General features: G+C 49.1%; 12 protein-coding genes. 3 read left to right on the top strand and 9 right to left on the bottom strand.

Features of this window, described 5'->3' with window-relative positions:
• Positions 1–65: 65 nt before the first annotated feature.
• Complete coding sequence (gene zipA, locus AC27IB_RS07030; protein ID WP_296050476.1) at positions 66–1,295, bottom strand: cell division protein ZipA; 1,230 nt, start codon at positions 1,293–1,295, stop codon at positions 66–68.
• A gap of 21 nt (positions 1,296–1,316) precedes the next feature.
• Positions 1,317–4,784 carry a chromosome segregation protein SMC gene (gene smc, locus AC27IB_RS07025; RefSeq protein ID WP_487119874.1) on the bottom strand — a complete coding sequence of 1,156 codons (3,468 nt, stop codon included), beginning with the start codon at positions 4,782–4,784 and terminating at the stop codon, positions 1,317–1,319.
• Between the two features lie 267 nt (positions 4,785–5,051).
• Here smc and cysZ point away from each other — a divergent pair, with 267 nt between their 5' ends.
• A complete protein-coding gene (cysZ, locus tag AC27IB_RS07020) occupies positions 5,052–5,798 on the top strand; it encodes a sulfate transporter CysZ (protein ID WP_296050481.1) in 747 nt (248 codons plus the stop codon).
• On the opposite strand, the gene AC27IB_RS07015 is transcribed toward cysZ, so the two are convergent.
• Positions 5,785–7,275 (bottom strand): SEL1-like repeat protein, encoded by a 1,491-nt coding sequence (locus AC27IB_RS07015; protein WP_487119872.1) that lies wholly within the window; start codon positions 7,273–7,275, stop codon positions 5,785–5,787. The genes cysZ and AC27IB_RS07015 overlap by 14 nt on opposite strands.
• 4 nt (positions 7,276–7,279) lie before the next feature.
• On the bottom strand, positions 7,280–8,158 hold the full coding sequence (gene nlpI, locus AC27IB_RS07010; RefSeq protein ID WP_296050485.1) for a lipoprotein NlpI: 879 nt from the start codon (positions 8,156–8,158) through the stop codon (positions 7,280–7,282).
• Between the two features lie 140 nt (positions 8,159–8,298).
• On the opposite strand from nlpI, the gene cdd reads away from it, so the two are divergent.
• Entirely contained in the window at positions 8,299–8,700 is a 402-nt protein-coding gene (gene cdd, locus AC27IB_RS07005; RefSeq protein WP_487119869.1) for a cytidine deaminase, read from the top strand.
• On the opposite strand, the gene AC27IB_RS07000 is transcribed toward cdd, so the two are convergent.
• Both AC27IB_RS07000 and pnp read right to left on the bottom strand, forming a co-directional pair.
• Positions 8,697–8,999: a DUF1244 domain-containing protein gene (locus AC27IB_RS07000; RefSeq protein ID WP_487119867.1), complete on the bottom strand. Its 303-nt coding sequence runs from the start codon at positions 8,997–8,999 to the stop codon at positions 8,697–8,699. The genes cdd and AC27IB_RS07000 overlap by 4 nt on opposite strands.
• Positions 9,000–9,073: 74 nt before the next feature.
• Complete coding sequence (gene pnp / locus AC27IB_RS06995) at positions 9,074–11,188, bottom strand: polyribonucleotide nucleotidyltransferase (protein ID WP_296050496.1); 2,115 nt, start codon at positions 11,186–11,188, stop codon at positions 9,074–9,076.
• Between the two features lie 234 nt (positions 11,189–11,422).
• Between pnp and AC27IB_RS06990 the strand changes: the two genes are divergently transcribed.
• On the top strand, positions 11,423–11,965 hold the full coding sequence (locus tag AC27IB_RS06990; protein WP_487119865.1) for an HNH endonuclease: 543 nt from the start codon (positions 11,423–11,425) through the stop codon (positions 11,963–11,965).
• A gap of 1 nt (position 11,966) precedes the next feature.
• On the opposite strand, the gene AC27IB_RS06985 is transcribed toward AC27IB_RS06990, so the two are convergent.
• From AC27IB_RS06985 to proB, 3 genes are all read right to left on the bottom strand, one after another.
• A complete protein-coding gene (locus AC27IB_RS06985) occupies positions 11,967–12,863 on the bottom strand; it encodes a mechanosensitive ion channel family protein (RefSeq protein ID WP_296050502.1) in 897 nt (298 codons plus the stop codon).
• A 125-nt stretch (positions 12,864–12,988) separates the two neighbouring features.
• Entirely contained in the window at positions 12,989–14,236 is a 1,248-nt protein-coding gene (locus tag AC27IB_RS06980; protein ID WP_487119862.1) for a glutamate-5-semialdehyde dehydrogenase, read from the bottom strand.
• Positions 14,233–15,342, bottom strand: a complete 1,110-nt coding sequence (gene proB / locus AC27IB_RS06975) for a glutamate 5-kinase (RefSeq protein ID WP_487119860.1) — start codon at positions 15,340–15,342, stop codon at positions 14,233–14,235. Before proB ends, AC27IB_RS06980 begins: the two co-directional genes overlap by 4 nt.
• Positions 15,343–15,347: the final 5 nt, after the last annotated feature.

Below are 15,347 nucleotides of genomic sequence, written 5' to 3'. Positions count from 1 at the left end.
AATTGCTCATTTGTTGTTGCACTACCGCCTGTTAACAGTAGTACGACGAATTGAGGATAGTTAACTTAGTGGCGGGCTATCATACGTTTGCGTTCAAAGTCGCGAATTTTTTCAACGTATTGCTGTAAGCCCTGTTTAGATAACACGCTGCGCCGGCCATCTAACACCTGAGCATTAAACTCATCGGCAATCTTACGGGCGGCATTGTGCATCATATTAAAAACCTGGTGCGGATCGCCCTCAATGGGCAATAACATAAACAATGAAACGCCGCGGGTGGTAAAGGTTTCCAGGTTGTCGATGTCAAAATTACCCGGCTTAAACATATTCGCTAAACTGAACAGTACGGGTCCTTTACCATTCGAATTGACATGGCGATGAAAAATATCCTGATCACCAAATTTAAAGCCCAGCGTGAGTAACATTGGCAATAAGGCAGCGCCACTAATAGGCGCATCTTCGGGTGCACGCACGTTCAGGATCAGCACTTCAGGTTCAACCTGACCGGCTGGCTGAGGCGCCTCTGCCTGAGCGGCTTTAACCGAGTCGTCAAAATCTATTTGCATCTGTTCATCGTCACCAAAGCGCGGTTCCTGGCGTCGTCTGGACGCTGTCCGGCTGCGCTTTTTGACGGGCGTTGGCGCTGCAGCCTCCGTCGCTTTATCCGCTTTGTCATTCTCCGTTGCTGACTTTTGCTCAGGCGGAGCAGGCTGAGTATCCAGCGAAAATTCGTCATGGACATCCGTTGGGGCTGGCTCCGAAGCCGGTTCGGCCTCTTCTTTTAACAAAAACGAGGGGGGGGCTGGCACAGAATCGGGTAATTCCACCACATTATCGTGATTAAATTGTGGTTTGGGATTAGTAATTACCGACGCGTAAAGCTTTTCCTTTGGCGTCTCATTGGCAGCGTCTTCCTGCTCAGATTCATTTTCATCCGCTTCAGGCGTTGCTTCAGCTACGCCAGACTGCCGTTCTTCAGCGTCATCATCGGTAGCATTGATGTTTTCATTCCCGGCAGCATAAGGCGATGATACCGGTTCGTTGTCGTCACTTTCTGTTACCGAGTGGCTAACCACCCGGACTTCACCAATACCAAACTCATCGAAGTCGTTGGCCGTCTTTTGACTGCTTTGCTCATCGTCTTGCGCTTCATCCTGCCAGCCTTCAGGCTCTATTCGGCGCTGTGGCTTTTTCGCCTGGCTGTTTTTGCGGATGTTCCATAAGCCATGTGCCAGCACGCCAAGGATAAAAAAACCACCCAGTAGCAACAATGACAAACGTAATTCTTCTTCCATCGACTTCTTTCGCCTTTTAATTTATGCGTCTACCAGGGAGACCGCTTCATCGACATCCACGGCAACCATGCGCGATACGCCGGGTTCCGCCATGGTGACACCTGTCAGGTGACTCGCCATCTCCATCGCAATTTTATTATGTGAGATATATATAAACTGTACCGATTTCGACATTTCAGAAACCAGGTTACAGAAGCGTCCGACGTTAGCATCATCCAGCGGCGCGTCCACTTCATCCAACAGACAAAAGGGCGCCGGATTAAGCCTGAAAATTGCAAACACCAATGATAATGCGGTTAATGCTTTTTCTCCACCGCTAAGCAGATGAATTGTACTATTTTTCTTGCCGGGCGGACGCGCCATAATCGTTACCCCGGTTTCAAGCAGATCATCATCGGTTAAGGCCAGATAAGCCGAGCCGCCACCAAACACTTTTGGAAATAACATTTTCAGATCTTCATTAACCTGTTCAAAGGTCTGACTGAATCTGGAGCGGGTTTCGCGATCAATCTTGCGAATGGCATTTTGCAATGTCTCCAGTGCCTCATTCAGATCGTCAAACTGGGCATCCAGGTGCGCTTTACGCTCAGCCTGCACATCGTATTCTTCCACTGCGGCCAGGTTTACCGCGCCAAGCCGGCTAATGGCCGCAGTAGTTTGTTCCAGATCCCGTTGCCAGCCAGACTCGCTGGTTTCAGCCGGCAGCGTTTCCAGCACGGCTTTTAGTGTGACACCGATTTCACTGAGTTGTTCCAGAATCGCAGTGCCGCGAACCCGGTAGCCTTCCGCTTCAATTTTAAGACTGTCGAGCTGTTCCTGGCGTTTGGCAATATCGCCAACGATGGCCTGTTGCCCTTGCATCGCCTGATTAAGCAGTTCCTCGGCATGCTCAAGTTCTTGCTGCAATGTATACCGTTGTTCTTCCAGTACCGCTTTTTGTTCTAACAAATCCTGCAGTTGGGATGCTTGCTCCGTTTGCGGCTTGCTGAGCGAATGCTGTTCCTCCTGAAGCTGTTTGGCTCGTTGCTCCAGACTACTAAGTTGTTGACTAAGGCGTTGCTGTTGCGAGTTCAGTGATTGCTGCAGATTACGACTTTCCTGCAGTTTCAACGCCATCTGGTGCAGTTCCCGGGTATTTTGCTCGTACTGACTGCGTTGACTACTGAGTTGCTGCTGCAATGATTGCTGTTGATCCTGCAAACGCGCCTGGCGTTCCGCCTGATCTGCCAGCGCCTGTTCAGACGATTCCAGGCTTTCACTTAGCATCGCCAGTTCCGTGGCTTCTTCTTCGAGCTGTGCCTGTTGTCGGCCAAGCTCTTCATCCAGTCGTTGTCGCTTTTGCGCTTCCTGTTGCTGTTGCTCACTAAGCCAGCTTAACCGATGAGTGAGTTGCTGACGCTGGTTATTGCGTTCGTTCAGAGCGCCCTCGCAGGCACTGACTTGTTCCCGGGCCTTTTCGATATTCTCCTGAGCACTGCTTTCCTGCTCTTCCAGCTCAGCCAGTTGTGCTTCCTGACTGGCAATGGTCATACTCAGTTGTTCTATCTGTTCGGCACGCTGCAACACCCCTTGCTCGGTGTCCTGCTCGCCATAACGATACCAGTCCGGACCAAACCACTGGCCATCCTGAGTGACAATGAGTTGATCATCACCACACTCTTCACGCATAGCCAGCGCACTGGCGGCATCTTTCGCCACCCGAATCTGATTGAACAAATGTGGCACGTAGGGGTTTTCCAGCAATGCCGCGACACTGCCGGGTTGTTTGTCACGGGTAAACGCTTGCTGGCTAAAATATTTCACCCCTGCGCTCAGGTTGTCGTGATCCCCTGTCAGTGCAGACAGATCCTCGTTAGTCGCCAGTTGTGCATCACCCAGGGCACTTAATACATGCTCAATAATCGCGGCGGCCCCCGGCTCTGGCGTCAATTGCTGCCATAACGGTGTAATGCCATCGGGCTGGGCCTTAGCGGGGCTGGCGGCTTGCTGCAGCGTTTCCAACGCTACCCGTTTAGACTGGTTCTGTTGCCACTGGGCACGCAGTGACTGGGATTGTTGCCGTACCTGCTCATGATGACGCTGAGATTGCTCCAACGCCAGTCTGGCATGCTCAACCTTATCCTGTTGTTCAATAATCTGTTCAGCCAGCATTTCCAGCTCAAGCTGCAAATCATCAATCGCCTGCTGATGGTCGGCCTGGGAAAATTCCTGTATTTCGCGTTCAAGTTCGCCGATACGCTGCTGCGTACGCATCTGCATTTGCAATAACGACTGCACCTTACTGTGGTGAGAGTGCACTTGCTGCTTTAGCTGATGATACTGCTGGTCGGTTTGCTGAAAATCCCGTTGATGCTGATGCAACGCGGCTTCCGCCTGGTCACGCGTAACCTCTAACTGTTCACAGGCCGCCTGTTGTATTTCATAAGCGGGCTCTAATTCAAGCGCCAGTGCGGCCTGTTCTTCTGCTTGGCCGGAAAGTAGCTGTGCCTCTTCGGTTAAGGCATTTTGCTGGGTTTGAATATCGCTGAACTCACCCTCAATTTGTTTTAATCGTTGTTGATTGTGCAGCGCGGATTGCTCCAGCCGCGAGATACTGGCACTCACGGTAAATAAGTTTTGTTGCAGATGATCGAGCTTTTGTTTACAGGTTTGCTGGGTATCCCGGTATTTTTCAATACCGGCTTCGTCACCACGCTGACGGGCACGAAGCGCTTCAATATCGGTATCCAGTTGTTGCTGAGTCTGCTGTAGTTTCTGCAGGTGATCATCGTGTTTTAACCAACGAATGGCCGCCAGTTCACTTTTTAAGGTACGCTCCTGTGCTTTAAGCGTCTTGTAGCGCTTAGCCGCTGCAGCTTGTCGCTGTAATTTCTCAAGCTGCCTGCCCAGTTCTCCCCGCACGTCTTCCAGCCGTTCGAGATTGTCCTGGGTGTGGCGGATACGGTTTTCAGTTTCGCGCCGGCGCTCCTTATATTTGGAAATCCCCGCGGCCTCTTCAATAAAAACCCGTAATTCCTGTGGCTTTGACTCGATTAGCCGCGAGATCATGCCCTGCTCGATAATGGCGTAACTGCGCGGGCCTAGTCCCGTCCCTAAAAACAGATCGGTGACATCGCGGCGCCGGCATTTACTGCCATTTAAAAAATAAGTGGAAATGGCGTCACGGGTAACAACGCGTTTAATCGACAATTCATTGTATTTGGCATATTCACCGGCGATCCGGCCACTGGAGTTATCAAACACCAGCTCAACACTGCACTGCCCTACGGGCTTACGGGCCGAGGAACCGTTAAATATCACGTCGGTCATTGCATCACCACGCAGGTTTTTCGCGGAGCTTTCACCCAGCACCCAGCGCACGGCGTCGATAACGTTAGACTTACCACAGCCGTTGGGCCCGACAATCGCTGTCATATCCCCCGGAAAAGGGATTGTCGTTGGATCGACAAAGGATTTGAAACCAGCAAGGCGAATTTTCTTAAGACGCACAACAACACCACTCTGTTATAAGAGCGTCATCACTAGCGGTACCCGCTGATTCTGTCGATAGAGTTGAACCGGGAACTCTCAATATGCGCACGCGTTGTTGTGGTTGTTATTATAAGTTGAATGTAACAAAGTTCATGAACTGTAACAATTATGAATTCACAGTGGGATCCCAGGGTTTTATACTGTGGGTGTTTGAAAGTATGCCATTTTTTATCATTCAGCCTTCTGATAATGGCATTGCTTATTCACCAGGCAGCAGGAGTTTTAATGACACAACGCAGCGGTATTGGTTATTTTGGGCAAGGGTTTGATTTAATTACCACTAAAGGGTTGAAACGCTTTGTATTTATCCCGTTGATGATAAATCTGGTGTTATTCTCAGTGGCCTTTTACTTTTTGTTAGGTGAAATTCAGGCCGGTGTGGATTATCTGATTAGCTTCATTCCCGACTGGCTGGGTTGGCTGAAAACGTCCATCACGTTTCTGCTCTGGCCGCTGGCGGTGATCAGTATTTTGCTTAGCTTTGCCTTAATTTTCGGCACCCTGGCCAACTGGATAGCGGCCCCGTTTAATGGCCTGCTGGCCGAAAAGGTCGAACGTCACCTTACCGGACAGTCGCTTGGCGATGACGGTGTGATGGCCATTATCAAAGATATTCCCCGCACCCTTGGCCGAGAAATCACCAAGCTGGTGTATTATCTGCCTCGCGCCATTGGCTTTTTATTGTTGTTTTTCTTTTTACCGGTCATCGGTCAGATACTGTGGTTTTTATTTGGTGCCTGGATGATGGCTATTCAGTATTGCGACTATCCATTTGATAACCATAAAGTGCCATTTGGCGAGATGCGCCACAGGCTGGGCGAGCGTAAGGGGCTTAGTTACTCTTTCGGGATAGCGGTCAACGTGATGGCCATGATCCCCATCGTTAACTTTCTGGTCATGCCGGTAGCCATCTGTGGGGCCACGGCTATGTGGGTCAACGAATACCGCTCTGAAGTACTTAATCAGCGCTGATATTTTCTTCTACAGTTTCTGCCACAGCGTCGGGCACAGTCACTGCACGCTGCTGGCGGAATACCTCCAGCCAGTATGCCGCTTTCTGCGTATTGCCAGATCTTTCAAAGTACTGAAAGAAATTCATGGCAATCGGCCTCTGTATCTTTGGATTATTCAGCAGTGAAGACCAAATCGACAGGTAGATAGGCGGAATGTATTTAGCGTCGTGATTTTCCATAAAGGTGATCCGATCGCTGGGTTTAAAACTCTTCACGCCAATATTCTTGCAAGTGCGGGAAGGATAAAGCGTGACAGGAAACTCAATGGACTGCCAGAATTCTATATTGCTCAGTGGTGCATAAGTGAGTGCGCCAAGAAACACCAGATTGGGCGCCGATTGTCTGGCGCAATATTCTTTAGCAAAGCTCCGGGTTAATGGGTATTCATCAACAAAACCAACAAAATGCGCCAGTTCGTGCACAAAAACACTGTAAGTATCCCCTACATCCAGATACATCACGCCGTTGTTCACATTCGCCTTACCCGACTTAGCCAGTATCACTGCATGAGTAAAGCCACGCTGTCTGACGACGGGTTCGAGAGCTTCAATGTTGCAGCCTAAGCGCCCCTGCCCCTGCCAGTTGGCATCACAATTAATCGCATCGCGCTCTAACCAGATTGGCTTATTCACACATAAAGGCAATGATTTTAACCGCTTATCTGCCAGGTATTGCTGGTAAATCCGCTTGGCCTGAACCATTTCAGCCAGGCCTGTTGCGAAGGGCTGAATGTGCTGTTTACAGGCTTGCGTTTGCCTGGCAGGGGTTGCCGAGGATAACGCTGAAATTGACTGTGGCTGGTATTGTTGAAGCACCGCCAGCACATTTTCAGCCTGTTCATGTTTTTGCCCGGCAGCCCGCTTAAACAATTCAAACCCGTCATCTTCTTTGCCTTGTTGCCAGCGAATATAGGCAAGCTGAAAGGCACTCTGGCTGTCACTGGTAGCGGTTATTTCGAGCCAGGGTTCCGCTTCGCTTTGTTTTTCGTGAAGTAAGTACCAGTCAGCGAGTGCCGTTTGGGCCACAAAGTACCCTTGCTCAGCGGCGGCCTTGAGCCAGGTTTCCCGGTGACTGAAATCATCGCGGGTAAGCGCGTATTCGTACTGGGCTTCGGCTACTCCACCGCGTGCGGCTAGCCTTACCAGCCGCTGGGTTATACGCGGATTATCCTCCAGCCGGGACAACGCCAGAGCTGCGGGTGAGTAACCGGATTTAATCAGCATTTCCAACCAGTACTGATTGCGATTTGTATCTGCGTGTTCCAGCAATCGTTGCTTGGCCTGAAGATTGTTTTGCTGCACCGCCACCCACAATAATGGCGCAGGCTTTTCTGCCTGCTCAGCATTTTTCAGCAGTTGCGTTGGCAAATGGCCACTGTCTGCGGCGATGGTCAGTGAAGTAAACACCGCCAGGCAAGTCGCTCTGAAGAACATCATAGGGTTAGTCGGTAACCGTACTTTGCCTTAGGCGTTGCAATTCCAGGCGGGCATAGCGATGTTCAACGTATTCATACACATTGGTACTCAGTGCAAACTTAAAATAATTAGATGCCACGCCGGGTTTATCGTTTTCTTCATGGTACTTACCCAGATAAAAGTATGCCTCACACAATCTGTCGGTAAGTTCCTTTTCACTGCTAATACCAGTTAACAGCGAATCGAGCAGTTGCTTCTCAGTTTGCTGACCTAAAAACAAATCGACCAGACCGGTGGCCCAGTGGGTATCAGGAAGGTTGCCCCGGCGCTGGGTTAATTGCTGTTGGGCGGTTGTCGGCGCCAGCTCCAACTCTGCAAAATACGCCCACAGTACCCGGAAAGGATCTTCCGGCGCTTTGTTGGCAAAGGTCGCCAGATCAGCCACCGCTAGGTCCGGCCGACCACCGTAATACAGCGCGATCCCCCGATTTAAAAACGCGAAATCATAATCGGGATCAATATCCAAAGTGGAATCAAATGCTTCATAAGCGCGGCTGAACTCTTCCTGCTGCACCATGTGTACGCCAAGAGAGTTATAGGCTTCAGCCATGTCAGGCTTAAAATTGATGGCCCGGTTATAATCAAATTGAGCCAGCCCTCCCAGGCCAACGCTGTCGAACAACATACCACGCTGAAAATGTAACTGAGCTTTATCTTCGTCGGTTAATTCGGCATTGGATAATATTTGCCCGAATCGGGCGATAGCGACCTGCGAACGAATACTCAGGGGAGCAGGTTCGGGCACTAACAGGTTCCCCATTTCGGTTTGCTGTTGTTTTGGTGCAGTTTGTGCGCAACCGGTAACCACTAAAACAAAAAAGATAAGACTCAATCGACTAAGCATGGTAAATATAATTCTTTCCTATTCGCCGCGTTTGATACAACTATAACAGAAGTCAGACGCTAACACGTATTGATGAGTGAGACTATATCAGTTCTCACCGGATAGTAGACAAAAATAACGACAGTTAAGGAAGCAGTAAATTGTTACAACAGTTAAAAGATGCAGCTTTAAACGCCCAGAAAAACGCCTACGCCCCCTACTCTAAATTCAGAGTCGGTGCTGCTATTATTGCCGATGATGGCAATGTTTATTACGGCTGCAACGTTGAAAACGCCGCGTTCCCACAAGGACAGTGCGCCGAAGCCTCGGCTATCGGTACTATGATCACCGCCGGCGCCACGAAGATTAAACAAATTCTGGTAGCCAGCCCCAATGATGACTACTGCTATCCCTGCGGTGGCTGCCGCCAGAAAATCGCCGAGTTTGCCAGTGCAGACACACCGGTGTTTATGCTTACCGCTAGTGGCGAATGCACCGAAACCACAGTTAGTGAACTGCTCCCCCACTCTTACAGCCTGCCGGAAGAGCAAAACCGCGGCTAAGCCTTTTTAGCGGCCTGCCTGGCAGTAAATGCTGCCAGTTGCTCTTCTGTGGCGGGCAACTGGTGTTTTTCCTTCCACTCGCTGTAAGGCATTTTGTAAACCACACGTCTGGCTTCATCATAGTCGACTTCTTCACCGTTTTCTTCGGCGGCTTTGCTATACCACTTAGCCAGGCAGTTTCGACAAAAATCAGCCAGAATCATCAGTTCGATATTCTGCACATCCTTATGTTCATCCAGGTGGGAGATAAGACGACGAAACACCGCCGCTTCGATTTCAGTTTCTACGGATTTATCCATGTTATTTTTCCTTTGTGATAACAATGAAAAAAGGGGCTCAGAGCCCCTTTATACTTAATAACATCGTTTTACGATTAAGCGTCGTCAGAAGACTCAGGCTTAGCTGGTTTTTCTAACAGCTCTTTGATGCTCAGGCGAACGCGGTTCTGACGGTCGATTTCCATCACTTTAACGTCAACCATCTGGCCTTCAGACAGGTAATCATTCACTTTGTTCACACGCTCATGAGCGATTTGTGAAATGTGAACCAAACCTTCTTTGCCCGGCAGCACTTCAACAAAGGCACCAAAATCTACGATACGGGTAACTTTACCGTTGTAGGTTTTGCCTACTTCGATTTCCGCAGTCACCTGTTCGATTTTTGCAATGGCGATTTCCGCTTTAGCACGCTCAGTAGCGAAGATCTTAACGGTACCATCATCTTCAATTTCGATGTTGGTATCAGACTCTTCAGTGATAGAACGAATCATCGCCCCACCTTTACCGATAACGTCACGGATCTTGTCCTGATCAATTTTCAGAGTATAGATACGCGGCGCGAATTCGCTCATTTCTTCACGGTGGCCACCCAGTGCCTGGTCCATTACGCTCAGAATGTGTAAACGGGCTTCTTTAGCCTGTTTAAGGGCGATCTGCATGATTTCTTTAGTGATACCTTCAATTTTGATATCCATCTGCAGAGCGGTAATACCGTCGGTAGTACCGGCAACTTTAAAGTCCATGTCGCCCAAGTGATCTTCGTCACCCAGAATGTCAGACAGTACAACAAAGTTTTCGTCGCTTTTCACCAGACCCATCGCAATACCGGCAACGGAAGCTTTAATAGGCACACCCGCGTCCATCAGAGCCAGTGAGGTACCACATACAGACGCCATAGACGATGAACCATTTGATTCAGTGATTTCAGAAACCACACGTACTACATACGGGAATTCTTCGTCCGAAGGCATTACTGCCTGGATACCACGCTTCGCCAGACGACCGTGACCAATTTCACGACGCTTAGGCGAGCCAATCATACCAGTTTCACCTACGCAGTACGGAGGGAAGTTGTAGTGCAGCATAAACTTGCTGTCACGTCTGCCGGCCAGCTCGTCGATCATCTGCGCATCACGCTCTGTACCTAAGGTAGCAACGACTAACGCCTGGGTTTCACCACGGGTAAATACCGCAGAACCGTGCGTACGTGGCAATACACCAGTAGATACGTTAAGTGCACGCACCATAGTAGGATCGCGGCCATCAATACGTGGCTCACCGGCCAGAATGCGTGAACGTACTACGTCGCTTTCCAGCTCGTGAAGCAGATCAGACACTTCTTTTTTATCTTGCTCTTCGTCAGCCGCCAGAATTTCTTCCAGTGCTTTTTCAGATACAGCGGTTACGGCATCTTTACGTTCAAGCTTGTCAGAAATCTGATAAGCCGCTGTCATCCCTTCCAGGGCCAGCGCCTTAACTTTATCTTTCAGGCTGGTGTTTTCAGTCGGCGCAACCCAGTCCCACTTAGGCGTGTTCACTTCGGCGGCAAACTCGTTGACGGCAGACACGACGGTTTGTAACTGCTCATGACCGAACATTACGGCACCCAGCATGACTTCTTCAGACAGTACGCTGGCTTCTGATTCAACCATCAGTACCGCGCCTTCAGTCCCTGCAACAACCAGATCCAGCTGACTGGTTTCCTGTTCGCTGTTACGGGTATTTAAAATGTATTCGCCATCGGTATAACCTACACGCGCCGCACCAATCGGGCCGTTAAACGGAATACCAGAAATGGCCAGTGCCGCTGAGGTACCAATCATTGAGATAACGTCAGTTGGGATCTCAGGGTTTGCCGAGACTACCGTTACTACAACCTGAATTTCATTCTTGAAACCTTCAGGGAATAATGGGCGAATCGGGCGGTCAATCAGACGCGCTGTCAGGGTTTCGCCTTCTGAAGGACGTCCTTCACGCTTGAAAAAACCGCCTGGGATTTTACCCGCAGCATAAGTTTTTTCCTGATAGTTAACGGTCAGGGGGAAGAAATCCTGATCAGGTTTGGCTTCTTTTTTACCAACTACGGTTACCAGTACAGAGGTATCGTCCATGCTGGCTAGCACTGCAGCGGTTGCCTGACGGGCAATCACACCCGTTTCTAGAGTTACAGTATGCTGTCCATACTGGAATGTTTTTGTAATAGGAGTCACTATTTGTCCTTTAAATCTTTCTTTGAAATTCTTCGCTATTAAACGCGGCCGTTAGTATAGCGGCGTCAACGGATGTTTACCAATAACTAATCGTCTGAAAACAAAAAAATTGATGCTGAAGTGTAAATTGCACATTTTTACACCAGTTGCTGGTGTCTTTTCATCAATCTGTCATACTGATCCCAGACAGTAATGGTTGTGAGAGCTTGACGTTTAACGGATTGAGAGCAACAGATGCTTATTCTACGACTCAATAAAGCAGGTGCCCCACAAGACTGGCTCGACATTTATCAGGCCGCCCGTTACTACGCCCAAAATAAAGTTCTGTTTGAACTGGGAAATCAGCATCGAACTTTACTTGGCGGCTGGAATCGTGAGGGTGAACAAAGCCGACTGCGTATCAGTTCTATCATTGCCTGCGATGGCAAAGTAGTACCTAATGGCAAAATAGCCCTGTGTAACCGCTATTTATTCCGTCGCGACAATTATCTGTGTTTATACTGCGGCGACCAGTTCCGTTCCGGACAACTCACCCGCGACCACATCATCCCGCGCTCTCGTGGCGGTAAAAATTCCTGGCAAAACGTCGCAACTGCTTGCGCACGCTGTAATCACCAGAAAGGTGCCAGAACACCGGAAGAAGCGAAGATGCCATTGTTAGCGGTGCCATTTGCGCCTAACCTGTATGAGCGTTTCTACCTGATGAACCGCCGGATTCTGGCCGACCAGATGGACTTTTTAAGTCATCATTTCAGCCAGCGCCGCGCCTGGCTTTGATTTATACCTGATTCGTTCCCACGGGTGGCAGGCTCCCTTTGTTTTGTTCTTCCTTTATCCGGTCAAACCATAAGGCCAGCCAGTCTGCGCGTATTTTTTCTTCGAGCAAAAGGGATTCGTCAGATGGGCAAAATAGCCCTACTTTCACCACAAATTTGGCAAAGTTATTGGTTTCTATATCAATTACCGGGTCAATGCTGATGAATTCCGCGTCCAGATTTCGTTCAATCCAGCTTTTGTAACGATCGGCAACATCTCTGAAATGACTGCAATGTTCAATGGCTTTGGTTCTGAAAGCATCGAGTAGCAGATACGGATTGACCAGGGGCTCCAGTGTTAAGGAAAACTCATGCAAACGGTAGCGACGCAGGAAGTTCAGGTTTTTCACCACCTGAATCATCAGTTGATTGTTGGGTACATAAACATGTTTACCGGTATAGCCGTAATGTTCCGCGTCAACTTCCAGTAAGGTAGTTTTCGCCCAGTCCATTTCGACCACTTCACCCACATTATCACCCAGTTGTACCCAGTCACCAACCCTGAACGGCCGCGTTGTCATATAATAGATGAAGCCCATAAAGCACTGAATCATCTCGCGGGTCGCAAACACAATTGCCACCATGAACGCGGCAATGGATAACGCCAGACTTTGTACTTCTGTCGACCACAGCATGAGTAACAAAACCAACAGAATGGCATTGCCTAGCTGATCGATAATATTGATCGAATGGCGGCGGTCATCGCCACTTTTCTTACCCTGGCGTCTCAACAATTTAATAATGATGCGCTTACAGCCAAGAAACACCATTATCAGTAATAGTGATGTCAGTAATTTGTAGGACTGGGTGTAGTCCAGAAAAACGCGCCAGGCTTGGTCGATTACGTCAGGCATCGCCATGAACTCATGATCCTCTAACAAAAAAGCCCACCTTATAGGTGGACTTAATACATTGGTAGCAAAGCGTGGCAGGTTATAGTAAAAAACTCAACCTTACCACGCCGACCATCAGTTATCCGTCGTGATTATTCGCGGATCTGTCCGGTGCCGGTGACTACGTATTTCTCAGTGGTCAGCGACTCTAGTCCCATAGGGCCGTAGGCATGCAGCTTTGTGGTGGCGATACCAATTTCAGCACCCAGTCCAAGCTGACTACCATCATTGAAACGCGAAGAGGCGTTAATCATAACCGCAGAAGCATCTACTGCACGCTGGAAGTGTTTTGCCGTATCGCCGTTCTGGGTGCAAATCACCTCAGTATGGTGACTACCAAACTGGTGGATATGAGCCAGTGCCTGGTCATAATCTTTCACCACACGAATGGCAATCTCAAGGCCAAGGTACTCTTCGCCAAACTCATCGTCACCGATGACATCCGCATTGTCGAAATACTTAGCGGCTGCTTCGTTAGCGTGGACGATAACGCCTTTCTCCTGACACATTTTGTTTACCTGTGGCAGGAAGTCACCCGCAATGGCCTGATGTACAACCAACCCTTCCAGAGCGTTACAAACACCGGTGCGTTGGGTTTTACCGTTAATCAGCAGGGATAATGCCATGTCTAAATCGGCTTCTTTATCCACATATAAGTGACAAACGCCTTTAAAGTGCTGGATTACCGGCACTTTACTGTTATCCGTCACGTAACGAATAAGCCCTTCACCACCACGTGGAATGATGACATCAATAGTATCAACCTGCTCCATCAGTTCCTGCATCAGCGCACGGTCCGGATCCGGAATAACGCTAATTAGTGCTTCGGGTAAATCGTGCTCGCGCAATACCTGTTGTAATAAGCCAGCGATGGCCATACTGGTTTGCAGCGCTTCTTTACCACCGCGCAGGATCACACCGTTACCCGATTTGAAGCACAGCGCGCCTGCATCTGCAGTTACATTGGGGCGGGCTTCGTAAATCATACACACCACACCAAGGGGCACACGCATTTTATTGATTTGCAGGCCATTCGGGCGTTCCATGATTGGACGCTCCTGCCCTACCGGATCAGCCAGCTCAATAATCGTTTCGATGCCAGCAGCCATGTCTTCAATGCGTGCAGGCGTCAGGGTCAGACGGTCCAGCATGGCATCGTCAAGACCCGCTTGTTTACCCTCTGCAACTTCTTTGGTGTTGACCTTAACGATCTCGTCCTGATTGTCACGGAGCGCAGCTGCCATAGCAGCCAGTACTTTGTTTTTCGTTGCTTCATCTAAAATCGCTAACGTTTTTGCAGCGTTAGCTGTGTCGTTGGCAATTTGTGTAATTAAACTCATTTGTTCTCCAATACTGCAATGTGCTGTTCTGAAATAATCGGACCGGTTTTTTCTTCGAATTCCGACGCAAACTTCTGATTACCTTCATTGGCGATGAAGTTTAACAGACAGCTACTGTAATTTGACTTAGCTTTGGCCAGCTTAACGCCATCTTCACGACGTACCAAAATGGTATCACCTACCGAAAACTCGCCTTTTACATCGAGGATCTCACTACTGGTGAGTGACTCGACGCCCTCGTCAAGAGGGTCGCTAAACGCTTCTTTAATGACAACCTCACCCTGCGCATTCGAGGTGTGGGTCATCCAATGCACATTTTCTTTCATCGGCTTCTCATGCGCCTGGAAGTGCGTGCCAGGGTTTTGTCCTTCGAGCATCAGATTAAATGACAGCTCGGTAAAGCCGTTAATGATAAAGGTATCAATACCGTGGGAAACCGCTTTTTCGGCGGCTTCAACCTTGGTGCGCATGCCACCGGTACCAACACCATCTTCGGCGGCTCCGCCCGCCATGGCATAGATACTCTCATCAATTTTATCTACCCAGGACAACAATTTCGCATCGTCATGTTTATGGGGATTTTTATCGTACAACCCGTCTACGTCTGAACAAATAATCAGCGCATCAGCATCCGCGGCTGTGGCTACCATGGCTGACAGGTTATCATTGTCGCCCACTTTTAATTTGTCGGTCGTTACCGTGTCGTTTTCGTTAACGATGGGTAACACACCATGATCCAACAAGCTGTCGAGTGTTTCACGAATACTCACGTAACGTTCACGGTCTCGTAAGTCAGCATGTGTCAGCAGTACCTGGGCCGACGGAAAGTCGAATAGTTTATCCCAGGTGGCCATCATTTCGGTCTGACCAGCGGCTGCCATCGCTTTTTTAATTGCTATATTCTTTTTCGTTTCTTCCGGAAATAAATGCGCACCCGCGGCCACTGACCCGGAAGATACCAGTACAACCTGAATGCCCTGCATCCGGCAGCGAACGATAAATTGCGCAATACTCAAAAGATAATGACTACTACATCCCTGACGGTTAGGTGCAATCAGTGCACTACCAACCTTAACTACAATGCGTTTCCAATTTGAACGATTCATATTTC

The organism is Alteromonas sp. 4NH20-0104 (assembly GCF_057547795.1).
Note: the sequence above shows the minus strand (reverse complement) of the source record. Positions and strands in the feature narration are given on the sequence as shown.